Genomic DNA, 25,055 nt, shown 5'->3' with positions numbered 1-25,055 from the left:
GCCGCGGCTGCCCAGCGCTGACTCGATATCAGTAGGTGCCCGGATAAGCCCCGCCGTCGATCAGCCAGTTCTGCCCGGTGATATAGCCCGCGTGCACGCTGCTGAGGAACGCGCAGGCGCGGCCGAACTCCTCGGGCGTGCCGAAACGGCCGGCCGGAATCGCCTTCATGCGGCGCGCGCGGGCTTCCTCTTCCGAAATCTGGCTCGCCTTCGCCTGCGCGACGATGGTGGCCTGGATGCGGTCGGTGTCGAACGCGCCCGGAAGCAGGTTGTTGATCGTGACGCCCGTGGCCGCGACCTGGCGCGCCACGCCCGCGACGAAGCCCGTGAGGCCCGAACGCGCGCCGTTCGAGAGGCCGAGCACGTCGATCGGCGCCTTCACCGAGGAACTGGTGATGTTGACGATGCGCCCGAAGCCGCGCGCGATCATGGCGTCGATGGTCGACTGGATCAGCGCAATCGGCGTGAGCATGTTCGCTTCGAGCGCCGCGATCCAGGCCTCGTGGGTGTATTTACGGAAGTCGCCCGGCGGCGGCCCGCCCGCGTTGTTCACCAGAATGTCCGGCGACGGGCACGCCGCGAGCGCGGCGGCGCGGCCCGCTTCGGTCGTGATGTCGCAGGCCACCGCCTTGACGTCCACGCCCGTGCTCTTGCGGATCTGCGCGGCGGTTTCCTCCAGCGTCTGCGCGGTGCGCGCGACGATCGTCACGTTGACGCCTTCGGCGGCGAGCGCCTCGGCGCAGCCGCGCCCAAGTCCCTTGCTGGCCGCGCACACCAGCGCGTTGCGTCCTGCGATGCCCATGTCCATCGTTTTCGTGTCCTTTTTGCGTGGATGATCGTCCTGTGACAGGGCGGACACGGCCAGGCCTTGCGCCGCACCGCCCTGAGACCTTTTTGGGATTCTAGAAGAATCGGGCGCGACGCGTGGAAGGCCGATGGCGCGGGACCCGGCAACCGGTGGGCGAAGTCGCCTCGCCACGCGCCATGCGCGCGCCGATGGGTGCATGCTTACCGTATACTTGCGCCTGTAGCGCGGCCCGGCGCCCTCGCAAGCCTTGAGCGCTTGCCGTGCGGCGGGCCGTGCTCGCCGCCACCGCGCAACCCGGGCGTGAGCTTCGGGCTCGCGCGGCAACGGCACGACCGCTTCTCCGATTCCCTTGCAGCCTTGTGCGCCCCGCCATGAAACAGGACAGCCGTTTCCCGAATCTCTTCATCCTCGATCACCCGCTGATCCAGCACAAGCTCACGCATATGCGCGACAAGGACACGTCCACGCGCACGTTCCGCGAGCTGCTGCGCGAGATCACGCTGCTGATGGGCTATGAAATCACGCGCGACCTGCCGGTCGCGTCGCGCCGTGTGCAAACGCCGCTCGTCGAAATCGATGCGCCGGTGATCGCGGGCAAGAAGCTCGCCATCGTGCCGGTGCTGCGCGCGGGCGTGGGCATGTCCGACGGCCTGCTCGAGCTGGTGCCGTCCGCGCGCGTCGGCCATATCGGCGTGTATCGCGCCGACGACCATCGCCCGGTCGAGTATCTCGTGCGACTGCCCGACCTCGAGGACCGCACCTTCATCCTCTGCGATCCGATGGTCGCGACGGGCTACTCGGCGGCGCACGCCATCGACGTGCTCAAGCGCCGCGGCGTGTCCGGCGAGCGCATCCTGTTCCTCGCGCTGGTGGCCGCGCCCGAAGGCGTCGACGTGTTCCAGAAGGCGCACCCGGACGTAAAGCTCTACGTGGCGTCGCTCGATTCGCATCTGAACGAGCACGCCTACATCATTCCGGGCCTCGGTGACGCCGGCGACCGGCTCTTCGGCACGAAAAACTAACCGCCGCGTCGCGGTTGTTCAGGGGCGGCCGGGGAAAACGGGCCGCCCTCGCCCCATCCCCGCCTTGCGCGGGCACACCCGATCCTGCCCCCTTAGCGCCCTCCGCGGGCGGCGTAAGCGGGAATCGTCTGGCGTTGGGTTACGAAGGCAGGCGAAGCCGGTCGGTCCCGGCGTGATAAAATTCAGATCCACCTGAACGGGCGCTGCGTCCCGTCCTGCCGGCACATCGTGCTGCGCGGCCATGACGCGCGAGGCACGCGCGAAAATCACGCGCGCCGCGCGAACGACGCGCGAAGGCCGCACCCGGGAACATCGCAACGACAACAGCACATTGCACACTGCACGCGCATGGCGCGTGAGACGGAGAAAGGTATGGCGGGTCATTCGAAATGGGCCAACATCAAGCACAAAAAGGCTGCTGCTGACGCGAAGCGCGGCAAGGTCTGGACGCGGCTCATCAAGGAAATCCAGGTCGCGGCGCGCATGGGCGGCGGCGATGCCGATACGAACCCGCGCCTGCGTCTGGCTGTGGACAAGGCGTACGACGCCAACATGCCCAAGGACAACATCAACCGCGCCATCCAGCGCGGTGTGGGTGGCGTCGATGGCGCGAACTACGAGGAAATCCGCTACGAAGGCTACGGCATCGGCGGCGCGGCCGTCATCGTCGACACGATGACCGACAACCGCACCCGCACGGTCGCGGAAGTGCGCCACGCGTTCTCGAAGTTCGGCGGCAACATGGGCACGGACGGCTCGGTTGCGTTCATGTTCGATCACGTCGGCCAGTTCGTGTTCGCGCCGGGCACGCCCGAAGACGAACTCATGAACGCCGCGCTCGAAGCGGGCGCCGACGACGTCGTGACGAACGACGACGGCTCGATCGAAGTGGTCTGTCCGCCGTTCGACTTCACGAAGGTGAAGGCCGCCCTCGAAGCCGCGGGCTTCAAGGCCGAAATGGCCGAAGTCACCATGAAGCCGCAAAACGAGGTCGAATTCACGGGCGACGACGCCGTGAAGATGCAAAAGCTGCTCGACGCTCTCGAAAACCTGGACGACGTCCAGGATGTGTACACCAACGCGTCGATCGCCGAGGAATAAGGCGTCGGCCCGGGAGGCCGCGTCGAGGTCTGCTTTGGCCCCGCCTCCTGCTCGCGATTTTCACGGCCGGCGCACTGCGCGCCGGCCGCAACTGTTTCTGGTCTTGGTCTCTCGGGGATTCTCATGAAGTTACTCGTCGTCGGTTCTGGCGGCCGCGAACATGCGCTGGCGTGGAAGCTCGCGCAGTCGCCGCGCGTGCAGCTCGTCTACGTCGCACCCGGTAACGGCGGCACCGCGCAGGACGAGCGGCTCGCCAACGTCGACATCACGGATATCCACGAACTCGCCGATTTCGCCGAGCGCGAAGGCGTCGCCCTCACAGTGGTCGGCCCGGAAGCGCCGCTCGCGTCCGGCATCGTCAACGTGTTCCGCCAGCGCGGCCTGAAGGTGTTCGGCCCGTCGAAGGAAGCCGCGCAGCTCGAAAGCTCGAAGGACTTCGCCAAGGCGTTCATGAAGCGCCACAACATCCCGACGGCGGCCTACGAGACCTTCTCGGACGCCGCGGCGGCGCACGCCTACGTCGAGAAGAACGGCGCGCCCATCGTCATCAAGGCCGACGGCCTGGCTGCCGGCAAGGGCGTGGTCGTGGCGATGTCGCTGGAAGAAGCGCACCAGGCCATCGACATGATGCTCGCCGACAACAAGCTCGGCGACGCCGGCGCGCGCGTGGTGATCGAGGAATTCCTCGCGGGTGAGGAAGCGAGCTTCATCGTCATGGTGGACGGCAAGCACGTGCTCGCGCTCGCCTCGAGCCAGGACCACAAGCGCCTGCAGGACGGCGACCAGGGCCCGAACACGGGCGGCATGGGCGCCTACTCGCCCGCGCCGATCGTCACGCCGCAGCTGCACGCACGCGTGATGCGCGAAATCATCCTGCCGACCGTGGCGGGCATGGAGAAGGAAGGCATCCGCTACACGGGCTTCCTCTACGCCGGTCTGATGATCGACGCGCAGGGCAACCCGAAGACGCTCGAATTCAACTGCCGCATGGGCGACCCCGAAACGCAGCCGATCATGGCGCGCCTGAAGGGCGACTTCTCGAAGGTCGTGGAGCACGCCATCGCCGGCACGCTCAACCAGGTCGAGCTCGAGTGGGACCGCCGCACCGCGCTCGGCGTCGTGCTCGCCGCCCACAACTATCCGGACACGCCGCGCAAGGGCGACCGCATCAGCGAGATCCCCGCGGAAACCGCCGATTCGGTGACGTTCCACGCGGGCACGCAGATGGTCGACGGCAAGCTCGTGACGTCGGGCGGCCGCGTGCTGTGCGTGGTAGGACTCGCCGATTCGGTGCGCAGCGCGCAGAACGTGGCGTACGAGACCGTGAACCGCATCTCGTTCGACGGCATGCAGTATCGCAACGACATCGGCTATCGCGCCGCGGGACGCAAGCAGTAAGCGCAGCGCTTTGCCGGGGCCGCACGCTTCGAGGCGGCCCCAAAGGCAGCGAACGGCCATGCGCCGCCGCGCAACGGCGCGCTTACGGCATTTTCGTCTGGCCGGTTCGCGCGCCGAAAAGCCATCCTCCGCGCAGCAGTCCGAAGCGCGCGCAGCCCGGCAGCCCGCGCGGCCGCCGTTAGCGCCGGACGTCGCGCCAATCGGCGCTACACTGCCGCTGTCAGGCCGCGCCGGGCGGTCTGTCCGAGTAACCCAACGAGCAACCCGACGAATAACCTGACTCCAGCGCCCGCTCGCTGCCGTCCCCATTTCATCGATGACCGACACCCCTAACCGCGCCTACCCCGATAGCGCCGCCGTCCGCGCCTGGCTGGCCGGCCTGCAGACGCAGATCGCCGACACGCTCGGCGCCTTCGACGGCAAGCCGTTCGCCACCGACAACTGGCAACGCGGCCCCGGCGAGAAGCTGCGCGGCGGCGGTTGCACGCGCATCATCGAGGGCGGCGAGTTCTTCGAGCGCGGGGGCATCGGCTTTTCCGACGTTTCCGGCGACGCCCTGCCGCCCTCGGCGACGGCGGCGCGCCCCGAACTGAACGGCCGCGGCTTCGAGGCGATGGGCGTGTCGCTCGTGCTGCATCCGCGCAACCCGTACTGCCCGACCGTGCACATGAACGTGCGCATGCTGCTCGCCACCAAGGCGGGCGAGGCGCCGGTGTTCTGGTTCGGCGGCGGCATGGACCTCACGCCCTTTTACGGCTTCGAGGAAGACGCGCAGCACTTTCACGGCGTGTGCCGCGACGCGCTCGCGCCCTATGGCGAAGACCTGTACCCGCGCTTCAAGCGCTGGTGCGACGAGTACTTTTTCCTCAAGCACCGCAACGAAGCGCGCGGCGTGGGCGGCATTTTCTTCGATGACTACGCCACTGGCGGCTTCGACGAGGCGTTCGCCATGCTCAGGAGCGTGGGCGACGGTTTCCTGAAGGCGTATCTGCCGATCATCGAAAAGCGCCGGGCGACGCCCTACGGCGAAGCCGAGCGCGAATTCCAGGCGTACCGGCGCGGCCGCTACGTCGAATTCAATCTGGTGTGCGACCGCGGCACGCATTTCGGCCTGCAAAGCGGCGGCCGCACGGAATCGATCCTCATGTCGATGCCGCCGGCCGCCACCTGGCGGTACGACTGGCAGCCACAGCCGGGCACGCCGGAAGCGCGGCTCTACAGCGACTTCCTGCCCGTGCGCGACTGGGTCTGACGCCGTGACGCAAGCTTTTACCGTCCCGCCCAACGCGCTCGCACGGCGCGTCGGGCTGCTCGGCGGCACCTTCGATCCGATCCACGAGGGCCACCTCGCGCTCGCGCGCCATTTTGCGCGCGTGCTGGGCCTGAACGAGCTGATCCTGCTGCCCGCCGGGCAACCGTGGCAGAAGCCGGGCGTCACCGCGGCGCAGCATCGGCTCGCCATGACGCGCGCCGCCGCTGCCTCGCTCGCGCTGCCGGGCGTGACGGTCACGGTGGACGCCGACGAAATCGGGCACAACGGCCCGACCTACACGGTCGAAACGCTGCGCCGCTGGCGCGCACGGCGCGCCGTCGACGGCGGCGAGAGCAACGCGCAAGCGGCGCTCACGCTGTTAATGGGCGCCGATCAACTGCTGCACCTCGATTCGTGGCACGAATGGCGCGAGCTTTTCGCGCTCGCGCATCTGGGCGTGGCGAGCCGCCCCGGCTTCGACTTTGCGGCGCTGCCGCCCGAAGTCGCGCGCGAAGCCGCCGCGCGCCGTGCGGGCGCTGACGCGCTTGCGACCGCGCCGCACGGCCACCTGCTGGTCGACGAAACGCTCGCGCTCGACGTTTCGGCGACCGAAATCCGGCGCGACCTGCCGGCCTGCGTGGCAAGCGGGCAACGTCGCGGCACCGCCGCCGACAAGCTTCCCGCGGCCGTGTGGGACTATATCCTTCAACATCATCTCTATCTGCAACACGGGTAACTATGGACATCCGCAAACTTCAACGCGCCATCGTCGACGGTCTCGAAGACGTCAAGGCCCAGGACATCCGCGTCTTCAACACGAGCCATCTGACCGAACTGTTCGACCGCGTGGTCGTCGCGAGCGGCACCTCGAACCGCCAGACCAAGGCGCTCGCCAACAGCGTGCGCGAGAAGGTCAAGGAAGCCGGCGGCGACATCGTCAGCACGGAAGGCGAGGACATCGGCGAATGGGTGCTCGTGGATTGCGGCGACGCGGTCGTCCACATCCTCCAGCCCGCGCTGCGCCAGTACTACAACCTCGAGGAAATCTGGGGCGACAAGCCGGTGCGCGTGAAGCTCGCGGCCAACACGGGCTTCGTGGGCGCGCGTCCGAGCGAGCCGATCGACGACGAGGACGAAGACGAAGTAGCCGCGCCGGCCGTCAAGAAGCCTGCGCGCAAGAGCGCCGCGCGTAAAGCCGCGAAGTAAGCGCGGCGCGTTCGCGAACGACCATCGACCCGCACGATGAAACTGCATATCGTCGCCGTCGGCCACAAGATGCCGGACTGGATCGCCGAGGGCTTCGAGGAATATACGAAGCGCATGCCGCCGGAGCTGCGCATCGAGCTGCGCGAGGTGAAACCCGAGCAGCGTTCGTCGGGCCGCTCGGCCGAGAGCGTCATGGCGGCCGAGCGCACGCGCATCGAGGCCGCGCTGCCGAAGAACGCGCGCATCGTCGCGCTCGACGAACGCGGCAAGGACTGGACCACGATGCAGCTCGCCCGTGCGCTGCCGCTGTGGCAGCAGGACGGCCGCGACGTGGCGTTCCTGATCGGCGGCGCGGACGGCCTCGACCCCGAACTCAAGGCGCGCGCCGACACGCTCCTGCGCCTGTCCTCCCTCACGCTGCCGCATGCGATGGTGCGCGTGCTGCTCGCCGAGCAGCTTTACCGCGCGTGGACCATCACGCAGAATCACCCCTATCATCGCGTGTGATGCAGGTTTAAAGCGCGAGAGCGCCGCCTTTCGTCGTGCGCCGGCGCCCCGCTTGCGCCCTCGCTCGAGCCCCGCTTGCGCCCGAAATGGCGGCCGCGCACGTCAACCCGAAGTCCGTAACGACAAAGACGCTCCGATGCCCACCAACGCGCCCTATCCGTTCGTCTATCTCGCCTCGCAGAGCCCGCGCCGCCAGGAACTGCTGCAGCAGCTCGGCGTGCGCTTCGAGCTGCTGCTGCCGCGCCCCGACGAAGACGCCGAAGCGCTCGAAATCGCGCTGCCCGGCGAGCAAGCCGCCGTCTATGTCGAGCGCGTGTGCGCCGCGAAAGCCGACGCCGCCCGCGCGCGCCTCGTCGCGGGCGCGCACAGGCATGCGCCGATTCTGACCGCCGACACCACGGTCTCCATCGACGGCCATATTCTCGGCAAGCCGCATGACGCCGCCGACGCCTACGCGATGCTCGAGCGCCTCGCCGGACGCGAGCACGAAGTGCTCACGGCGGTGGCCGTGGTCAACGCCGAAGGGGTCTGTCTGCCCGTCGCGGTCTCGCGCTCGCACGTGCGCTTCGCCCCGGCGATGCCCGCCGCGATCGCGCGTTACGTGGCGAGCGGCGAGCCGTTCGGCAAGGCCGGCGCGTACGGCATACAGGGCCGCGCGGCGGAATTCGTCGAGCGAATCGACGGGTCCTATTCGGGTATCATGGGTTTGCCACTATTCGAAACGGCCGCCCTCCTGCGCGCCGCGGGCATCGACTTCTAGAACAAATCATGAACGAAGAAATCCTGATCAACGTCACGCCCCAGGAGACGCGCGTCGCATTGGTCCAGCAAGGCGCAGTACAGGAGCTTCACGTCGAGCGCACGCTGTCGCGCGGGCGCGTCGGCAACGTCTATCTCGGCAAGGTCGTGCGCGTGCTGCCGGGCATGCAGTCCGCGTTCATCGACATCGGTCTCGAGCGCGCCGCATTCCTTCACGTAGCCGATATCTGGCATCCGCGCATTGCCGGCGAAGCGCATGCGAGCGTGCATCATCAGCCCATCGAAAAGACCGTGTTCGAAGGGCAAACGCTCATGGTGCAGGTCGTGAAGGATCCGATCGGCACCAAGGGCGCACGGCTTTCCACGCAGGTGAGCATTGCGGGGCGCACACTGGTTTATCTGCCGCAGGAACCGCACATCGGCATCTCGCAGAAGATCGAGAGCGAGGCCGAACGCGAAGCGGTGCGCGCGCGCCTCACGGCCGTGCTGCCCGCCGACGAAAAAGGCGGCTATATCGTGCGCACGATCGCCGAAGACGCCACGAGCGAAGAGCTTGCGGCGGACGTCGCGTATCTGCGCAAGACGTGGGCGACGATACTCGCCCAGTCGCAGCGCGTGCCCGCCACGAGCCTGCTGTATCAAGACCTGAATCTCGCGCAGCGCGTGCTGCGCGACTTCGTGAACGACGAGACTTCGCGCATTCAGATCGATTCGCGCGAAACGTTCCAGAAGCTCACCGAGTTCGCCACCGAATTCACGCCCGCCGTGCTGCCGAAGCTGCATCACTACTCGGGCGAGCGGCCGCTGTTCGATCTCTACAACATCGAGGCCGAAATACAGCGCGCGCTCTCGCGCCGCGTGGACCTCAAGTCGGGCGGCTACCTCGTGATCGACCAGACCGAGGCGATGACGACCATCGACGTGAACACGGGCGGCTACGTCGGCGCGCGCAACTTCGACGACACGATCTTCAAGACCAATCTCGAAGCGGCGCATACGATCGCGCGGCAATTGCGTCTGCGCAATCTGGGCGGCGTGATCATCATCGACTTCATCGACATGGAGAACATCGAGCATCGCGACCAGGTGCTCGGCGAGCTGAAGAAGGCGCTGTCGCGCGACCGCACGCGCGTGACCGTGAACGGCTTCTCGCAGCTCGGGCTCGTGGAGATGACACGCAAGCGCACGCGCGAATCGCTCGCGCATGTGCTGTGCGAGCCCTGCCCGACTTGCCTCGGCAAAGGTCAGGTGAAGACCGCACGCACCGTTTGCTACGACGTGCTGCGTGAAATTCTGCGCGAGTCGCGACAGTTCAATCCGCGCGAGTTTCGCGTGGTCGCTTCACAGCAGGTCATCGACCTCTTTCTCGAGGAAGAGTCGCAGCATCTCGCCATGTTGATCGACTTCATCGGCAAGCCGGTTTCGTTGCAGGTGGAGTCGAATCTGAGTCAGGAACAGTACGACATCGTGCTCATGTAGCGCGACGCCGTGGCAGGCATCACCGGAGCATCGCAGTTGAATCACCAGCGCGTCACCATTGAACAGATCGGCGAATTCGACGAGATCGTCGACGTCAGAACGCCGCTCGAATTTGCCGAGGACCACATTCCCGGCGCGATCAACGCGCCCGTGCTCAGCAACGAAGAGCGCGTGATCGTCGGGACGATGTACAAGGACTCGCCCTTCGAGGCGACGCGCGTGGGCGCGGCCATGGTGGCGCGCAATATCGCCATCCATCTCGACACGCTGTTCGCCGACCGTCCGCGCAACTGGCGCCCGCTCATCTACTGCTGGCGCGGCGGCAAGCGCTCCGGCTCGATGACGGCCTGGTTCAACATGATCGGCTGGCGCGCGCGTCAACTGGACGGCGGATACAAGGCGTACCGGCATACGGTCGTCGAGGCGCTCGGCACGCTGCCCGAAGGGTTTCGCTATATCGTGCTGGCCGGGCCGACCGGCAGCGGCAAGACGCGCCTTTTGAAGGCGCTGGGACAGGCGAACGCGCAGATGCTCGATCTCGAAGGGCTCGCCGCGCATCGCGGTTCGTTGCTGGGCGCGCTGCCCGAGCGGGTGCAGCCGTCGCAGAAGTCGTTCGATACGGCGCTCGTAGAGACGCTGCGCGGCTTCGACGCCACGCGCCCCGTGTTTGTCGAGGCCGAGAGCCGGCGCATCGGCGTCATCACGCTGCCGCCCGCGCTCGTCGAACGTCTGCATGCCACGCCGTGTGTCGTACTCGATGTCGCGCGTAAAGAACGCATCGACTTGCTGCTCGAGGAGTACGGGCACTTGTTCGACGAACGTACCTATTTCCGCGAGCAGTTGAACAAGCTCACGCCGCTGCACGGGCGCGAGCGTATCGAATCGTGGTGCAAGCTGCTCGACGAAGATCGACGGGCGGAGCTTTACGAGGCGCTCGTCGCGCAGCACTACGATCCCGCCTACACGCGCAGCACGCGGCGCAACTTCGCGAAGCTCGAAAAATCGCTGCACTTCGCGTTCCAGCCGATGACGGGCGACACGCTCGCGCAAGCCCGCACGCTGCTCGCGCGGCTGGAGGAAACGTCGTACGCCGTGGAACCCGCGGACAGCGAAGCCGAAGCGCCTCGCACCGTCTGACGTCTCCCCCTCCCCTTCGCGGACTTCACAAAAGGCGCGCGCCGCGATGGCTTAGCGCGAGTACATTGCGTTCCAGTCTTCAGGCGACACCGTGGCGCGGCCGCCCGATTGCGAGGCGTTCGCCACGCCGCCGTAGCTGCTGTTTGCGCCACCCAAAGCGGCGACCTTCGCCTGGGCGGCCTGGATTGCTTCGGGATAGTGGGCGTTGTCGCCATCACCGACGCGGTAGCCGACCTGCTGAAGCTGCACGAGTTCGGCGCGCACCTGGGCGCGGGTGATGGTCGAGTGCGACTGCGCGAACGAAGCGGTGGGCAGGGCGGCAGCGGCAAGAACGGTGGCGACGGCAACGGCTTGAATCAGGGACTTCATGGAAACGACCTCCAGTTGGATAGGCGGTCGACGTGCGACTGTGTGTGCATGCGACCGATGTACGCATCGTATGCTCACGAATCCCCAGGGTTAACCCCTAGAATCCTAAGGCACTGTTCCAATTCGAGGCAAAGTCCGCGCGATCCGGCGCCCAACGGCGCTGCCGGCGTGAGCGCGCTTAGCGGCGCGGCGTGGCGGGTTGAGCCAACGAAGCGGTGTGCTGAAGCTGCGCGGGCAGATCGGGCTCCCATGCTTCGAGATCCTGCGTCGGGTAAAGGCCGAACGCGTAGATCACGCGCTTGAGACGGCTCACGAAGTTGGGCCGCGGCACGTTGGGAAGCGTGCCCGGCGCGGCGTCGGCCGTGCGGGCCATGTAGTTGTACTTGAAGTCACGCTGCGTCACGCCCCACTTCAGGAGGAATTCGCGGCCACCGCGGTTGCGGCGGATGCGTCCCGTCGTCCGGCAGCCGAAATGGTAGATGCGGCTCGCGCCGACCGAGCGGAACGTGCGGCAGCCAACCAGCCAGAGTTTCATCAGGAAGTCGTCGTCGCTGCTCATGCCCGGCCCGAACTCGATGCTATAGCCGCCCACGCGCAGCCAAAGCTCGCGGCTCACGAGCGTCGGCTGCAGCGCGATGCCGTTGCGGTCGGCCGTGTTCATCTTTGCGGCAAATTCGAGCAGCCCCGCCTCGTTGAAGTCGGCAGGACCCGTGCCGAAGTGGGCGACCGTCACGAGGCCGTTGCCGGTGTCGGTCGGCTCGATGATCTGCGAGGCGAGATAGGCAGGCGCCTGGCCGATTTCGCGCAATGCGTCGACGAAGGCCGAATCCCAACCGGGCGTGCAGAACATGTCGTCGTTCATGAAGAGGATCCACTCGGTCGTGGCGAGGCGCGCCACGTCGTTCACGGCGAGGCATACGCCCACGTTCCCTTTGCTCCACGTATGGCGGATACCCTGCTCACGGACCCAGTCGAGCGTGCCGTCGCTGCCGTCGTTGACGTGCACGAGAATCTCGTGCTCGAACGAAGAATGGCGCCGGATGCTGTCGACGCACATCTTGAGGTACGGCAGGTTGTTCCAGGTCGGGATCAGAATACTGAACATGAAGATTTGCCCTAGAAAGGGTCAGATTTGGCATCCGCGCGTTCCGTTGCCGCCGCGAGAACGGCCGGGTTGGACACGTAGAAAAATGGGTTCTTTCATAACGTCCTGACTACGCGGCCTTTTGGGTGCGAAGCATGACGCGAAACGCGATATTGTACGCATACATTCTTCTTACCCGAACCCGCCGCCGAAGTTCGTATCCTGTAGTGTCCGCCAAGGCAGCCGCCTCTGATTCTTCGTCAAGCGCGCGAGCCGCTATCGTGTGATAATAAGAGGTTATCTTGAAGAGCAAGTAGACCCGTGTTTCAGCAGACCAACTCAAACACTTCGTGGGTTTCGCCGGCAAGCTGGCTCGATCGCGCCGTTTCGCGGTCCTGCATGATCCCCTACCCGGGCGTGCCTTACGAGCCGGAGCCGTTTCTTCGCAGCACCAGCCGCATCAAGATCGCGAAGAAATACCTGCACAAGCAGTTTCTTCTGAAGGCGCACGGCCAGTTGCGCCTCGAACAGGCACATCTGGACCCTTCGCAGCGCGTCCTCTGGGTCTACGCCAAACGCAACTTCGGCGACGCGACGATGGACATGGCCGGCCGCGCGCTGCTCAAGGCCCTCGGCATGCGCATCGATCTGCTCGCGCTGCCGTCGCTGGTGCCGCTTTTCGGCGAAGACGACGTGTTCGGCAAGGTCTACGGCGACCCGGACGAAGTCGATGCGAGCCGCTACGACGCGATCCTGCTCTCCGAGTACAACCTGCCCTCGATCCGCATCAAGACCCGGCACTTCGCGAAGCTGCCGTTCGCGGGCCTGTTCCGTTACTTCAACGGGCCCGACCGCAACCAGACCCGGTTCAGCTTCGCGAGCGTCAACGACGTGTTCTCGCTCGGCCACGACGCCGACACGCTCGCCGAAATCAGCAAGCCCTATCTCGCCAGCAAGCCGGCAACGCGCGAGTCGGTGCGCGGCCTCCTGCCGGCACGTCCGTTCATCGCGATCGCGGCGGGCGGCGTGGACCCCGATCGTACTTACAACCGCTGGCCCGAAGTCGTCGAATTGCTGAACAAGTACGACAATGTGGGCGCCGCGAAGGAAATCGTCGTGCTCGGCTCCGACAACGGCACGCAGATCGCGGAGCAGTTGTGCGCGAGCGCACCCGCTGGCGTACGTATCCGCTCGCTGACCGGCAAGCTCGCGTTCCTTCAGGCACGCGAGATCGTGGCGCACGCCGAACTGTTCGTGGGCGCGGACGGCGGCCTGATGCACGTCGCCCACACCACGCAAACGCCCAGCGTCTCGCTGTTCAGGCAGCAAGAGCCGCCCGCGCTGCGCCTGACCGAAGCCTGCCGGTCCATCGGCCTGCAGGGCAGCGGCAACGTGGACACCATCCCGCCCGCGCAAGTCGTCGGCGCGGTGCTGCGCCAACTCGCCGCTCGCGCACCCGCTACGGCGCCCGCAGCGGCCTGATCACCCCAAACGTAGCGGCTCCGGCCCACGCCGGCGCACTTTCATGACCGCGGCGCGCCTGAACGCGCGCGCCGCGTCATCGCCCGGAAGACTCAGGCGGCGCTCTGCTGATACTGGATCTTGTGCAGGTGCGCGTACATGCCGCCCTTCTCGAGCAGTTGCTGATGCGTGCCCGATTCGACGATATGGCCGCCATCCATCACGAGGATGCGATTCGCGCGCTCGATCGTCGACAGACGGTGCGCGATCACGAGCGTCGTGCGCCCGCGCATCAGCGTTTCCAGCGCCGCCTGCACATGGCGCTCCGACTCCGAATCGAGCGCCGAGGTGGCCTCGTCGAGAATCAGGATCGGCGCATCCTTGTAGATCGCACGGGCGATCGCCAGGCGCTGGCGCTGGCCACCCGAGAACTTCATGCCGTTGTCGCCGATCAGCGTGTCCATGCCCTCGGGCAGCGCCGAAATCGTCTCCCACAGGTTCGCGGCGCGCAGCGCGCGCTCCACGCGCTCGCGGTCGGCCGTCTGGCCATAGGCGACGTTGTTCGCGACCGTGTCGTTGAACAGCACCACATCCTGGCTCACCATCGCGATCTGGTTGCGCAGCGCATGCACGTCGTAGTCGGCGATCGATACGCCGTCGACCATCACCTGGCCGCCGCTCGGATCGAAAAAGCGCGGCAACAGATTCACGAGCGTGGTCTTGCCGCTGCCGGACGGGCCGGCGAGCGCCACCATTTCGCCGGGATTGATGCGGAACGACACATGGTCGAGCGTCACGCGGTGGCTCGCCCCATAGGCGAACGAGACGTCGCGGAACTCCACCTCGCCGCGCGCGCGTTCGAGCGGCAAGCCGCCGCCCACGGGCTCGGGCGGCTCGTCGATCAGCCCGAAGATCAGCTCGGCCGCGGTCATGCCGCGCTGCAGCGGCTGATTCACGTCGATCAGGTGCTTGAGCGGCGAGATCACGAGCAGCATCGACGTGACGAACGCCACGAAGCCGCCAACCGTCGTCTGGTCGTTCGAGGCCTGCACCACGGCAATGGTGATGACGATCGCCAGCGCGATCGAAGCGAGGAACTGCGTGAGCGGCTGCGCGAGCCCGCCCGACACCGTCATGCGCATCTGGTAGCCGCGCAGGCGCCGGCTCATTTCGCCGAAGCGGTCCTTTTCGTAGCGCTCGCCGTTGTGAACCTTGACGACCTTGTAGCCGCCCACCGTCTCCTCGACGATATAGGACAGGTCGTTCGTGAGCATCTGATGCTCGCGGTTCAGCCGGCGCAGACGCCGGTTGATCTTGCTGACGAGCCAGCCGATCGCCGGCAGCAGCACCGCGACGATCAACGTGAGCCGCCAGTTCAGATAGAACAGGTAGCCGAGCAGGAAGATCACCGTGAGCGAGTCGCGCACGAGCGTCACCAGCACGCCGAGCAGCACGCCGAGAATCTGGTTGACCTCGAACACGATCGCGTTGATGACCGTGCTCGCGGTTTCGCGCTGAAAGAAGCCGACGCTCGCGTGAATCATGCGCTCGAACATCTTCAGGCGCAGCGCGAGCAGCACGCGGTTCGACACATACTGCAGCAGGTAGCCGGACGCGTATTGCGCGAGGCCGCGCACGAGCGCCAGCCCGATGACCGCGATGGGCACCAGCCACTTCGCTTTCGGATCGCCGCGCGTGCCGAAGCCGTGATCGAGCAGCGGCTTGAGCAGCGCGGGAATGCCGGCTTCGGTGGCGGCCACCACGGCCATCGCGATCACGCCGGCGAGGAGCACCCACATAAGCGGCTTCACATACGGCCACAGCCGCCGGCCAATCACGATCGGCGACGACTTGGTGTCGGAGCCGATCGGCTTGCTCAAGGTTGATCTCTCGCCCAAAATTTCCTCGAAAAAAATGCGGGTATCTGCCCGCCCCCCGGCAAACAGGTACGCCATTGTAAACGTTCGGCCCAGGAGGCGATGCATCCGCCCGGCCGGGGCCGGCGCCGGGGCGGTTTCGTAGCCGCCGGCGTTTTTGTATATACTCAGCGATTCGGCTTCGGGGCGCGAACGCGCGCGCAGCAAGCGTCTGCGCGAAGCGCTCTCCGAACGCGAGGCCGGCTCCAGCCGGCCTTCCCGCCCTCTTCACCTTCTTCCAGCCATCGCGAGCCAGCGCCGATGAACGACAGCGCCAAACCCGATGCGATCAGCGTCATCGTCATCGTCAAAAACGAAGCACACGATATTCGGGACTGCCTTGCTTCCGTGCACGGCTGGGTCGACGAAATCGTCGTGCTCGATTCGGGCAGCACGGACGGCACCCAGGCCATCTGCCGCGAGTTCGGCGCGACGGTCGTCGAAACCGACTGGCCCGGTTTCGGCCCGCAAAAGCAGCGCGCGCTCGACGCTGCGCGCGGCCCGTGGATTCTCTCGCTCGACGCCGACGAACGCGTTTCCCCCCTGCTTCGCGACGAGATTCTCGCAAGCGTGAAGACGAACGGCGCCGACCTGTTCCGCGTGCCGCGCCAGTCGAACTACTGCGGCAAGTGGATCCGCCATTCCGGCTGGTCGCCGGACTATGTGACGCGGCTCTTTCGCCGCGACGCGGCGCGCTTCTCGAACGATCTCGTGCACGAACGCGTGATCGCCGCGCCCGAGGCGCGTGTCGGCACGCTCGCTCAGGCGCTGATTCACTACAGCTTCCGCGACTTCTCCGAAGTGCTCGGAAAAATCGACAGCTATTCGACTTACGGCGCGACCCAGGGCGCGGCGCGCGGCAAGCGCGGCGGCCTGCGCAAGGCGCTGCTGCACGGCTTCTGGTCCTTCGTGCGCAGCTGGATCATCCAGCGCGGCTTTCTCGACGGCAAGATGGGCTTCGTGCTGGCGATCTCCAACGCCGAAGGCACCTACTACCGCTACCTGAAGCTCATGCTCCTCGAAACCCAGCAGTCCGCCGCCGCCAAAACCCGTGACGCCGCACCGGAGAGCCGATGAACGCGCGTCGCGACATGCAGATTTCGGTGATCGTCAGCACCTATAACCGGCCCGATGCCCTCGAACGGGTGCTGGCCAGCCTGAGCGCGCAGTCGGACGCGCGCTACGAAATCATCGTCGCCGACGACGGCTCTGCCGATGCGACCCGCGCAACCGTCGAGCGCTGCGCGGCGTCGAGTCCGGTGCGCATGGAGCACGTGTGGCACCCGGACGACGGCTTTCGCCTCGCCGAGATCCGCAACAAGGGCATCGTGCAGGCCCGCGGCGATTACCTGATCTTTCTCGACGGCGACTGCGTCGCGCAGCACGATTTCGTTGCGCGCCATCGGCAGCTCGCCAGCGAGCGCGCCATTATCACCGGCAGCCGCATCCTGCTCGACGACACGCTCACGCAGCAGGTGATCGCACAGACGATTCCGCTCGCGGACAAGGGCTTCGGTTTCTGGGTGCAGCAACGCCTTGCTGGCCACGTCAACAAGATCGCGCCCCTCTTCCTCAAGCTGCCAGATCGCAAATGGCGCGTGATCGAGGAGTTCAAGTGGCGCGGCATCAAGGGCTGCAACATGAGCGCCTGGCGCAGCGACATCGAGCGCGTGAACGGGTTCGACACCAGCTTCACCGGCTGGGGGCACGAGGACGCCGATTTCGTGGCCCGGCTCGCCAATTGCGGCGTGCACCGCAAGCTCGGCGCCTATGCCACGGAAATCTTCCACCTCTGGCATCGCGAGCAAGCGCGCGCGCAGGCAAGCTCCAACGAAGCAAGGGTCAAGGTGCGTATCGCGGACGGCACCGTGCGCGCCGAACGCGGTCTGGCCGAACTGGCGAGTTAAACGACGCGCGTTTCGCAGAACCACGGCGCGGCATGGCAGCAGTGAAAACTGCCATACCGCCCGATCCCGTCAGTACACGATCTCGATTTCGCTGCCCGCGAACTCGCCGCGCAGCGCGGCGAGCAGGTCGTCGGTGGGCTTGACGCGCCAGGCGTCGCCCAGACGCACTTCGCCTTCCGCTCGATCGTTGCGATAAGCGATCTGCACCGCGAGCCCGTTCGGAATGACCGCTTGCGCGCGCTCGCCGCGATCGCGCCCGAAGCCGCCGCGGCCGCGCGTTTCCGTGGCAGGCGCCGGCAGCGAGTCGTCGGGCTTCGCGCGATACGCTTCGAGCACCGTGCGCAGCGCGCCGGCATTGGCATTGCCGTTCATCTGCAGCTTCACCGCTTGCGCGTAGCGGCTGCGCGCGCGCTCCAGGTCCATCACGGTATCCACCGTGAAGCGGATGCCGCCCGTGAACGCGTCGTTGCGCGCCCCGCCCTGCACGACGAGCAACTCGTCTTCCTTGAAGAGCGCCTTGTGCGCCTCGAACTGCTCGTTGAACACCGTCACTTCGCACTGGCCGGTGCCGTCGTCGAGCAGCGCGATCAGCATCTTGCCGCGCTGGGTCATTTGCGTGCGCAACGAAGCGATCACGCCGGCGATCAGCTTGTCGCGACCTTCTTTCAGCTCGCCGATCTTCTGGCGCACGAAGCGGCGCACTTCGTCCTTGTAGGCGTCGAACAGGTGGCCGGAGAGGTAGAAGCCCAGCGCCGCCTTTTCTTCCTGGAGCTTGCGCTTCTCGCCCCACGCCGGCTCGTCCACCAGTTCGTGCGCGGCGAGCGGCGCGTCGCCCATGTCGAAGAGGCCGGCCTGCATGGCGTTGGCGCTCGCCTGGTCGGCGGCTTCCATCGCCATCGGCACGGACGCGAGCAACTGCGCGCGGTTCGCGTGAATCGTGTCGAACGCGCCGGCGCGGATCATCGCTTCGATGGTGCGGCGATTCACGAGACGACGGTCGATGCGCTCGCAGAAGTCGAACAGGTCCTTGAACGGACCGCCCTCCTCACGCGCGCGCAAGATTTCTTCGATGGCGTTCTGGCCGCTGCCCTTGATCGCACCGAGACCATAGCGGATCGTGCGCGAGCGCTTGCCTTCGGCCACGCTGGCGTCGGCCACCGGCTCGAAGCGGTACGCCGAAGCGTTCACGTCCGGCGGCAGCACGACCATCTTGTTGGTCAGGCAATCCTCGAAGAGGATCTTCACCTTGTCGGTGTCGTCCATGGCGAGCGACATATTCGCTGCCATGAATTCGGCCGGATGGTGCGCCTTGAGCCACGCCGTGTGATAGGCGAGCAGCGCGTAGGCGGCCGCGTGCGACTTGTTGAAGCCGTAGCCCGCGAACTTCTCCATCAAGTCGAACGTCTCGTCGGCCTTCTCGCGCGTGAGGCCGTTCTTCGCCGCGCCTTCCGCGAAGATCTCGCGGTGCTTGGCCATTTCCTCGGGCTTCTTCTTGCCCATCGCGCGACGCAGCAAGTCCGCGCCGCCGAGCGAGTAGCCGCCGATGATCTGCGCCATCTGCATCACCTGCTCCTGGTAGACCATGATGCCGTAGGTCTCTTTCAGAACAGGCTCGACGCGCGGATCGGGATACTCCACCACTTCGCGGCCGTGCTTACGCGCGCAGAAGCTCGGGATCAGGTCCATCGGGCCCGGACGGTACAAGGCCACGAGCGCGATGATGTCCTCGAAGCGGTCGGGCTGCGCGTCTTTCAGCATGCCCTGCATGCCGCGGCTTTCCAGCTGGAACACGGCGACCGTATTCGCTTTCTTGAGGATCTGGAACGACGGCGCGTCGTCGAGCGGCACCTGGGCGAGCGACCAGTCCTGCTTCGACGGATCGAGCATGCGGATATAGCGCTCGGCCCAGTCGAGAATCGTGAGCGTGGTCAGGCCCAGAAAGTCGAACTTCACGAGGCCGACGGCTTCCACGTCGTCCTTGTCGTACTGGCTCACGACGCCGCTTTCGTCGCCCTGCGTGTAGAGCGGGCAGAAGTCGGTGAGCTTGCCCGGCGCGATCAGCACGCCGCCCGCGTGCATGCCCACGTTACGCGTGAGACCTTCCACGAGCTGCGCGAGGTCGAGCAGCTGGTGCACTTCGTCTTCGTTGTCGTAGCGCTCCTGCAGGAGCGGCTCTTCCTTCATCGCGTCGGCGATGGTGACGTGCTTGCCCGGCTTGAACGGAATCAGCTTGGCGACGCCGTCGGTGAAGTTGTAGCCGAGATCGAGCACGCGGCCGATGTCGCGCACCGCGGCCTTCGCGGCCATGGTGCCGAAGGTGGCGATCTGCGAGACGGCATCCGCGCCGTACTTTTCCTTCACGTACTGAATGACGCGGTCGCGCCCGTGCTGGCAGAAGTCGATGTCGAAGTCGGGCATCGACACGCGTTCCGGATTCAGGAAGCGCTCGAACAGCAGGTTGTAGCGCAGCGGATCGAGATCGGTAATGCCGAGCGCGTACGCGACCAGTGAGCCTGCGCCCGAACCCCGGCCCGGCCCCACCGGCACGCCGTTGTTCTTCGCCCAGTTGATGAAGTCCGCAACGATCAGGAAGTAGCCCGGGAAGCCCATCTTGATGATCGTGCCGCACTCGAATTCGAGCCGCTCGTTGTAGCGCGCGCGCTCCTGCTCACGTTCGGCTTCGTTCGGATACAGTTGCACGAGGCGCTTTTCGAGACCTTCTCTCGACAGCTGCACGAGATAGTCGTCGAGCGAGAGGCCGTCCGGCGTCGGGAACAGCGGCAGCTTCGGCTTGCCGAGTTCGAGCGTGAGATTGCAGCGCCTCGCGATCTCGATGGTGTTCGCGATTGCCGAAGGAATGTCCGCGAACAGCGCGGCCATTTCTTCCTGCGTGCGAAAACGCTGATCGGTCGTGAAGCGCTTCTGGCGGCGCGGATTCGCGAGGATGTCGCCTTCCGAGATGCACACGCGCGCTTCGTGCGCGGTGTATTCCTCGTCGGTCATGAACTGCATGGGGTGCGTGGCGACCACCGGCAGCTTCAGTTGCGACGCGAGCGCCACCGCCTGCTCGACATACTGCTCGCCGCCGGGCTGGCCGCAGCGCTGCAGCTCGATGTAATACGCATTCGGAAACAGCTTCGCCCAGCGCTGCGCATGGCGCTTCGCACCTTCCGCATTGCCCGCCGCGAGCGCGAGACCCACGTCGCCCTGTTGCGCACCCGAGATCGCGAGCAGGCCCTCGGCCAGCCCTTCTTCGAGCCACGCAACGTCGACTTCCGCGCGGCCGCGATACTGGTTCGTGAGCCACGCCTTGGAAAGCAGCTCGCACAGATTCAGGTAGCCGCGCTTGTTCTTCACCAGCAGCAGGAGGCGCGACGGCTTGTCGCGGTCGTCGTGATTGGTGATCCAGACGTCGCAGCCGGCGATGGGTTTGACCCCTTTGCCGCGGGCTTCGGTATAGAAACGGACGAGGCCGAATGCGTTGCCGAGGTCGGTGAGCGCGAGCGCGCCCTGGCCGTCCCTGGCCGCCGCCTTGACGAGGTCGTCGAGGCGCACGATGCCGTCGGCAATCGAGAATTCGGAGTGGACGCGGAGATGGACGAAGCGGGGATCTGACATGGCCGTCATTGTACCTTCAGGGGCACGCGATTTTCGGCGCACGCTCGCATGGGCAAGTGACATCGGCCAGCTGGCCGGGACCTTGCGCGGGCGCGGGGGGCGCCGCACGGCGTGTCGACTACGCCGCAGGCGGCGCGAGGCGCGATTGAGGGATAATAGCGGATTGCGCCCGCCGCGCGCCTTGCCCCAATTCCCGTTTTCGGGGGACCGCAGTTTGGACCCGACATTGACAGGCAAGCACGCGCGCCCGGCTCCGGTTTCACGCGCGCCTTTTATGGCGCTTTTCCAGTTGCACCATGCGTATCCTCAATCTCTCCGCTTACCAGTTCGCCACGCTCGAGAAGACCGCCGAGTGGCGTCCGCTCGTGCTCGAGCGCTGCCAGTCGCTCGATTTGCGGGGCACGATCCTGCTCGCGCCGGAAGGCATCAACCTGTTCGTCGCCGGCGATGAAGGCAACGTGCGCGCCTTCATGGACTACATCAATCACGATCCGCTCTTCGAGGGCAAGTTCGCGACGCTGCGGTTCAAGGAAAGCCTCTCCGAAACGCGGCCCTTCAACCGCATGCTCGTGCGCCTGAAGCGCGAGATCATCACGATGAAGAAGCCCGCGATCCGCCCCGAAGAAGGCCGCGCGCCTTCCGTGGCGCCCGTCGTGCTCAAGGAATGGCTCGACCGCGGCTTCGACGACGAAGGCCGCCCCGTCGTCATGCTCGACACGCGCAACGCGTTCGAAATCGACGTCGGCACGTTCGACAAGGCGCTCGACTACCGCATCGACAAGTTCAGCGAATTCCCCGGCGTGATCGAGGCGAACCGCGCCGACCTCGAAGGCAAGACGGTCGTGTCGTTCTGCACGGGCGGCATTCGCTGCGAAAAGGCGGCCATCCACATGAAGGAAGTGGGCATCGAGCACGTGTACCAGCTCGAAGGCGGCATTCTCAAGTACTTCGAGGAAGTGGGCGGCGCACACTACAACGGCGACTGCTTCGTGTTCGACCAGCGCACCGCGCTCAATCCGCAGCTCGAACCCACGGACACCGTGCAGTGCTTCGCGTGCCGCGCCGTCGTGACGCCGCAGGAGCAGGCTTCGCCGCTCTACGTCGTGGGCAAGAGCTGCCCGGCGTGCCATCCGGAGTGCCCGGGCGCGACGGATGCGGCGGCTCAGGCTGCCGCTTAAGCCGCACGCGTGAGCGCAACGCCGCAAGGGTATCGCGGGCGCTTTGCGCCCTCGCCCACTGGCCCGCTGCACTTCGGCTCGCTCGTCTCGGCGCTCGCGAGCTGGCTCGACGCGCGGGCGCACGGCGGCGCCTGGCTCGTGCGCGTGGAGGACATTGACGGCCCGCGCACCGTGCCGGGCGCAGCCGAGGACATACTCGCGACGCTTGCGGCCTTCGGCTTTCACGCCGACGAACCGCCCGAGTGGCAGAGCCGCCGCACCGGTCTTTACCGTGCGGCGCTCGACCGGCTGGTCGCCTCGGGCCACGTCTACCCGTGCGGCTGCACGCGCAAGGAAATCGCCGATTCGCAACTGCGCGCGCACCAGCGCAATACCACGCTGATCTACCCGGGCACCTGCCGCGACGGCCTGCATGGCAAGTCCGCACGCGCGTGGCGGCTGCGTGTGCCTGACGAAGACGCTGTTGACGTCCCTGCCGGCGCGCACGCCAATGCCGCACTGATCCGCTTCGACGATCGCTGGCAAGGCCCCCAGCACCAGAATCTTGCGACCGAAGTCGGCGATTTCGTGCTGCTGCGCGCGGACGGCCAGTGGGCCTACCAGCTCGCCGTCGTCGTGGACGACGCCGACCAGCGCATCACACACGTGGTGCGCGGCGCGGACCTGCTCGACTCGACGGCGCGGCAGATCTGGCTCCAGCAGTGTCTCGGCGTGCCGACGCCCGCGTATCTGCATGTGCCGGTCGTGACGAACGCAGATGGCGAAAAGCTCTCGAAGCAGACCGGGGCGCAGGCGCTCGATGCGTCACGCCCTCTGGAAGCGCTGTTGGCCGCGGCGCGGCACCTGGGCCTCGCCTTGCACGATCCCGCGCCCGCGACGCTCGCCGAGTTCCAGCTCGACGCGATCGACGCATGGAAGCGGCGGCTCGCGCAATTGCCGGCCACATAAACAAAAACGGCATGCCGCCCGGAGCGACATGCCGTTTTTTCTGTGCCGCGCGAATCTTTCGCGCGCGAACTCAGCTCGACGAAGACGACGTCGGCTTGTTGCGCCACGACGAGCCGAGGCCGCCCAGCAGCGCCGCGAGCGGCTGCTTCGATTGCTGCTTTTGCGGCGCGGCGTTCGCGGGCTTGTCTTCGGCCTTGCTGCGCGCAGTCGCCGAGGGCTCGTAGGGCTTCAGGAAAAAATCGTCGATCGGCTGCGAACGATGGTGATGCGGGCGCTCGAACGAGGCCGCGCGGCGGTGCGTGCCGCGCTCGCCACGTTCACCTCTGCCTTCGCGGCTTTCATAGCCGTCGCGCTCGCGGCGGCGGCCGCCACCCTCGTGATGCGGCACCGGCACGTCGACCACGAGGCGCTCCACGGTCAGCGGGCGCTTGATGAGCTTCTCGATATCGGCGAGCTGCTTCTTCTCGTTCGGGCTGCACAGCGACAGCGCGTCACCCGAGGCGCCCGCGCGGCCGGTACGGCCGATCCGGTGCACGTAGTCTTCGGCGTTGAACGGCAGGTCGAAGTTGATGACGGCGGGCAGCTCGGCAATGTCGAGGCCGCGCGCGGCCACGTCGGTCGCCACGAGCGCTTCGATTTCTCCGCGCTTGAAGGCGTCGAGCGCCTGCATGCGCTCGCTCTGCGTGCGGTCGCCGTGGATCGCGGCCGCGACGATGCCCTGCTTTTCGATCTGGCGCGCGAGACGGCTCGCGCCGATCTTGCTGTTGCAGAACACGATCACCTGCTTCAGGCCCCGGTCGCGGATCAACTGAACGACCGCGCCGGTCTTGTCGCCCTCGGCGACTTCGTACACCACCTGGGTGACGTTGGTCGCGGTGGAGTTGCTGCGCGCCACCTCGATGGTCTGCGGCGTGCGCAGATAGGTCGCGGCAAGCTTCTTGATCTCGCCCGAGAACGTGGCCGAGAAGAGCAGCGTCTGGCGCTCCTTCGGCAGCAGGTTCAGGATGCGCTGCAGGTCAGGCAGGAAGCCCATGTCGAGCATGCGGTCGGCTTCGTCGAGCACGAGCATCTGCACCTGACCGAGGCTCGTGGTCTTTTGCTGCACGTGGTCGAGCAGGCGGCCAGGCGTCGCGATCAGGATTTCCACGCCGCGGCGCAACTCGTCGGACTGCGGATTCATGTCGACGCCGCCGAACACCACCGCACTGCGCAGCGGCGTGTGCTGCGCGTAGGTGCGCACGTTGTTGGCGACCTGGTCGGCCAGCTCGCGCGTCGGCGTGAGAATCAGGGCGCGCACCGGATGGCGTGCGGGCGAGGCGCTCGTGCTCGCCAGCGGCAAGAGGCGTTGCAGGATCGGCAGCGAGAAGCCCGCCGTCTTGCCCGTGCCAGTCTGCGCTGCAGCCAGCACGTCGCGGCCCGTGAGCACCACGGGAATCGCCTCCGCCTGGATCGGCGTGGGCGTCGTGTAGCCCTGCTCCTTGATGGCCCGGAGGATTTCGGGGGCCAGACCAAACTGGTCAAAGTTCGCAGTGCTGGGCGTGACGGCTGTGTCGGACATGGTGGCTTCGCTATAAAGGCGCTATTCGCGCAAGGCGCGGGAGCGCCTCAAAAGGTCACTGCTGGGCATTGCAGGTCGATGCAAAGGCGCCGGACAACACGTCAGGCGCCCTGCGGCGACGGGCGGAACACACACCCGCGACGGCCTCCCGGCAAACGGATGGCCCGGGATGGCCCGTGGACGACGAGACAAGCTGCCGGGGGACGGGGCGCTGGCTCCATCGCCGCGCTCGCTCGGGTTCAACCCAGCCAGACTCGCTCGATTCCAGATGGTTCCGGCGCCGTCCTCGTCTATTGACGGGCGCGCGCACCGGATATGTCAAAACGGCTCGATCGGCGATTCAGGCC

General features: G+C 66.4%; 21 protein-coding genes. 15 read left to right on the top strand and 6 right to left on the bottom strand.

Annotated elements, in window-relative coordinates; all coding sequences use genetic code 11:
* Positions 1 to 28: 28 nt before the first annotated feature.
* Entirely contained in the window at positions 29 to 808 is a 780-nt protein-coding gene (locus AB4Y44_RS04505) for an SDR family oxidoreductase (RefSeq protein ID WP_368698814.1), read from the bottom strand.
* Positions 809 to 1,179: 371 nt separating this feature from the next.
* Between AB4Y44_RS04505 and upp the strand changes: the two genes are divergently transcribed.
* The 10 genes from upp to mnmH all read left to right on the top strand — a co-directional run bounded on the left by upp (position 1,180) and on the right by mnmH (position 10,669).
* A complete protein-coding gene (gene upp / locus AB4Y44_RS04500; RefSeq protein ID WP_342921021.1) occupies positions 1,180 to 1,830 on the top strand; it encodes a uracil phosphoribosyltransferase in 651 nt (216 codons plus the stop codon).
* Between the two features lie 372 nt (positions 1,831 to 2,202).
* Positions 2,203 to 2,931 (top strand): YebC/PmpR family DNA-binding transcriptional regulator, encoded by a 729-nt coding sequence (locus tag AB4Y44_RS04495; protein WP_342921020.1) that lies wholly within the window; start codon positions 2,203 to 2,205, stop codon positions 2,929 to 2,931.
* A 123-nt stretch (positions 2,932 to 3,054) separates the two neighbouring features.
* A complete protein-coding gene (gene purD / locus AB4Y44_RS04490) occupies positions 3,055 to 4,329 on the top strand; it encodes a phosphoribosylamine--glycine ligase (protein WP_368698813.1) in 1,275 nt (424 codons plus the stop codon).
* A 316-nt stretch (positions 4,330 to 4,645) separates the two neighbouring features.
* Positions 4,646 to 5,581 carry an oxygen-dependent coproporphyrinogen oxidase gene (gene hemF / locus AB4Y44_RS04485; protein WP_342921018.1) on the top strand — a complete coding sequence of 312 codons (936 nt, stop codon included), beginning with the start codon at positions 4,646 to 4,648 and terminating at the stop codon, positions 5,579 to 5,581.
* A 4-nt stretch (positions 5,582 to 5,585) separates the two neighbouring features.
* Positions 5,586 to 6,317, top strand: coding sequence for a nicotinate-nucleotide adenylyltransferase (locus tag AB4Y44_RS04480; RefSeq protein ID WP_342921017.1), 732 nt, complete (start codon positions 5,586 to 5,588; stop codon positions 6,315 to 6,317).
* 2 nt (positions 6,318 to 6,319) lie between these two features.
* Positions 6,320 to 6,787 carry a ribosome silencing factor gene (rsfS, locus tag AB4Y44_RS04475; RefSeq protein ID WP_342921016.1) on the top strand — a complete coding sequence of 156 codons (468 nt, stop codon included), beginning with the start codon at positions 6,320 to 6,322 and terminating at the stop codon, positions 6,785 to 6,787.
* A 36-nt stretch (positions 6,788 to 6,823) separates the two neighbouring features.
* Positions 6,824 to 7,294, top strand: a complete 471-nt coding sequence (gene rlmH, locus AB4Y44_RS04470) for a 23S rRNA (pseudouridine(1915)-N(3))-methyltransferase RlmH (protein WP_342921015.1) — start codon at positions 6,824 to 6,826, stop codon at positions 7,292 to 7,294.
* Between the two features lie 136 nt (positions 7,295 to 7,430).
* Complete coding sequence (locus AB4Y44_RS04465) at positions 7,431 to 8,054, top strand: Maf family protein (RefSeq protein WP_342921014.1); 624 nt, start codon at positions 7,431 to 7,433, stop codon at positions 8,052 to 8,054.
* An 8-nt stretch (positions 8,055 to 8,062) separates the two neighbouring features.
* Complete coding sequence (rng, locus tag AB4Y44_RS04460) at positions 8,063 to 9,532, top strand: ribonuclease G (protein WP_368698812.1); 1,470 nt, start codon at positions 8,063 to 8,065, stop codon at positions 9,530 to 9,532.
* Between the two features lie 36 nt (positions 9,533 to 9,568).
* Positions 9,569 to 10,669, top strand: coding sequence for a tRNA 2-selenouridine(34) synthase MnmH (gene mnmH, locus AB4Y44_RS04455; RefSeq protein WP_368698811.1), 1,101 nt, complete (start codon positions 9,569 to 9,571; stop codon positions 10,667 to 10,669).
* Between the two features lie 51 nt (positions 10,670 to 10,720).
* On the opposite strand, the gene AB4Y44_RS04450 is transcribed toward mnmH, so the two are convergent.
* Together AB4Y44_RS04450 and AB4Y44_RS04445 are read right to left on the bottom strand one after the other, a co-directional pair.
* Complete coding sequence (locus AB4Y44_RS04450) at positions 10,721 to 11,038, bottom strand: DUF4148 domain-containing protein (RefSeq protein WP_342921011.1); 318 nt, start codon at positions 11,036 to 11,038, stop codon at positions 10,721 to 10,723.
* Between the two features lie 178 nt (positions 11,039 to 11,216).
* Entirely contained in the window at positions 11,217 to 12,143 is a 927-nt protein-coding gene (locus AB4Y44_RS04445; protein ID WP_368698810.1) for a glycosyltransferase family 2 protein, read from the bottom strand.
* Positions 12,144 to 12,521: 378 nt separating this feature from the next.
* Here AB4Y44_RS04445 and AB4Y44_RS04440 point away from each other — a divergent pair, with 378 nt between their 5' ends.
* On the top strand, positions 12,522 to 13,604 hold the full coding sequence (locus tag AB4Y44_RS04440; RefSeq protein ID WP_368698809.1) for a glycosyltransferase family 9 protein: 1,083 nt from the start codon (positions 12,522 to 12,524) through the stop codon (positions 13,602 to 13,604).
* 92 nt (positions 13,605 to 13,696) lie between these two features.
* Here the strand turns inward: AB4Y44_RS04440 and msbA are convergent, their stop codons facing one another.
* A complete protein-coding gene (gene msbA / locus AB4Y44_RS04435) occupies positions 13,697 to 15,481 on the bottom strand; it encodes a lipid A export permease/ATP-binding protein MsbA (protein ID WP_368698808.1) in 1,785 nt (594 codons plus the stop codon).
* A gap of 279 nt (positions 15,482 to 15,760) precedes the next feature.
* Between msbA and AB4Y44_RS04430 the strand changes: the two genes are divergently transcribed.
* Together AB4Y44_RS04430 and AB4Y44_RS04425 are read left to right on the top strand one after the other, a co-directional pair.
* Positions 15,761 to 16,576: a glycosyltransferase family 2 protein gene (locus AB4Y44_RS04430; protein WP_368698807.1), complete on the top strand. Its 816-nt coding sequence runs from the start codon at positions 15,761 to 15,763 to the stop codon at positions 16,574 to 16,576.
* Entirely contained in the window at positions 16,573 to 17,406 is an 834-nt protein-coding gene (locus AB4Y44_RS04425; protein ID WP_368698806.1) for a glycosyltransferase family 2 protein, read from the top strand. The genes AB4Y44_RS04430 and AB4Y44_RS04425 overlap by 4 nt, the downstream gene beginning before the upstream one ends.
* 69 nt (positions 17,407 to 17,475) lie before the next feature.
* On the opposite strand, the gene dnaE is transcribed toward AB4Y44_RS04425, so the two are convergent.
* A complete protein-coding gene (gene dnaE, locus AB4Y44_RS04420; RefSeq protein ID WP_368698805.1) occupies positions 17,476 to 21,033 on the bottom strand; it encodes a DNA polymerase III subunit alpha in 3,558 nt (1,185 codons plus the stop codon).
* A 287-nt stretch (positions 21,034 to 21,320) separates the two neighbouring features.
* Here dnaE and AB4Y44_RS04415 point away from each other — a divergent pair, with 287 nt between their 5' ends.
* On the top strand, positions 21,321 to 22,202 hold the full coding sequence (locus tag AB4Y44_RS04415) for a sulfurtransferase (RefSeq protein WP_368698804.1): 882 nt from the start codon (positions 21,321 to 21,323) through the stop codon (positions 22,200 to 22,202).
* Between the two features lie 9 nt (positions 22,203 to 22,211).
* Positions 22,212 to 23,150 (top strand): tRNA glutamyl-Q(34) synthetase GluQRS, encoded by a 939-nt coding sequence (gluQRS, locus tag AB4Y44_RS04410; RefSeq protein ID WP_368698803.1) that lies wholly within the window; start codon positions 22,212 to 22,214, stop codon positions 23,148 to 23,150.
* A gap of 70 nt (positions 23,151 to 23,220) precedes the next feature.
* Here the strand turns inward: gluQRS and AB4Y44_RS04405 are convergent, their stop codons facing one another.
* Positions 23,221 to 24,708 carry a DEAD/DEAH box helicase gene (locus AB4Y44_RS04405; protein ID WP_342921002.1) on the bottom strand — a complete coding sequence of 496 codons (1,488 nt, stop codon included), beginning with the start codon at positions 24,706 to 24,708 and terminating at the stop codon, positions 23,221 to 23,223.
* Positions 24,709 to 25,055: the final 347 nt, after the last annotated feature.

Origin of the sequence: Paraburkholderia sp. BR10937, from assembly GCF_040965695.1 — a bacterium.
Taxonomy (GTDB): Bacteria; Pseudomonadota; Gammaproteobacteria; order Burkholderiales; family Burkholderiaceae; genus Paraburkholderia.
This window is presented reverse-complemented; position numbering and strand designations above follow the sequence as displayed.

Coding starts and splice junctions, on each gene's coding strand:
- rsfS (WP_342921016.1), top strand. CDS start 6,320: ATGGACATCCGCAAACTTCAACGCGCCATCGTCGACGGTCTCGAAGAC.
- AB4Y44_RS04405 (WP_342921002.1), bottom strand. CDS start 24,708: ATGTCCGACACAGCCGTCACGCCCAGCACTGCGAACTTTGACCAGTTT.
- rng (WP_368698812.1), top strand. CDS start 8,063: ATGAACGAAGAAATCCTGATCAACGTCACGCCCCAGGAGACGCGCGTC.
- AB4Y44_RS04465 (WP_342921014.1), top strand. CDS start 7,431: ATGCCCACCAACGCGCCCTATCCGTTCGTCTATCTCGCCTCGCAGAGC.
- rlmH (WP_342921015.1), top strand. CDS start 6,824: ATGAAACTGCATATCGTCGCCGTCGGCCACAAGATGCCGGACTGGATC.
- AB4Y44_RS04495 (WP_342921020.1), top strand. CDS start 2,203: ATGGCGGGTCATTCGAAATGGGCCAACATCAAGCACAAAAAGGCTGCT.
- AB4Y44_RS04450 (WP_342921011.1), bottom strand. CDS start 11,038: ATGAAGTCCCTGATTCAAGCCGTTGCCGTCGCCACCGTTCTTGCCGCT.
- AB4Y44_RS04505 (WP_368698814.1), bottom strand. CDS start 808: ATGGACATGGGCATCGCAGGACGCAACGCGCTGGTGTGCGCGGCCAGC.
- purD (WP_368698813.1), top strand. CDS start 3,055: ATGAAGTTACTCGTCGTCGGTTCTGGCGGCCGCGAACATGCGCTGGCG.
- hemF (WP_342921018.1), top strand. CDS start 4,646: ATGACCGACACCCCTAACCGCGCCTACCCCGATAGCGCCGCCGTCCGC.
- upp (WP_342921021.1), top strand. CDS start 1,180: ATGAAACAGGACAGCCGTTTCCCGAATCTCTTCATCCTCGATCACCCG.
- AB4Y44_RS04425 (WP_368698806.1), top strand. CDS start 16,573: ATGAACGCGCGTCGCGACATGCAGATTTCGGTGATCGTCAGCACCTAT.
- AB4Y44_RS04445 (WP_368698810.1), bottom strand. CDS start 12,143: ATGTTCAGTATTCTGATCCCGACCTGGAACAACCTGCCGTACCTCAAG.
- AB4Y44_RS04430 (WP_368698807.1), top strand. CDS start 15,761: ATGAACGACAGCGCCAAACCCGATGCGATCAGCGTCATCGTCATCGTC.
- AB4Y44_RS04440 (WP_368698809.1), top strand. CDS start 12,522: ATGATCCCCTACCCGGGCGTGCCTTACGAGCCGGAGCCGTTTCTTCGC.
- dnaE (WP_368698805.1), bottom strand. CDS start 21,033: ATGACGGCCATGTCAGATCCCCGCTTCGTCCATCTCCGCGTCCACTCC.
- AB4Y44_RS04415 (WP_368698804.1), top strand. CDS start 21,321: ATGCGTATCCTCAATCTCTCCGCTTACCAGTTCGCCACGCTCGAGAAG.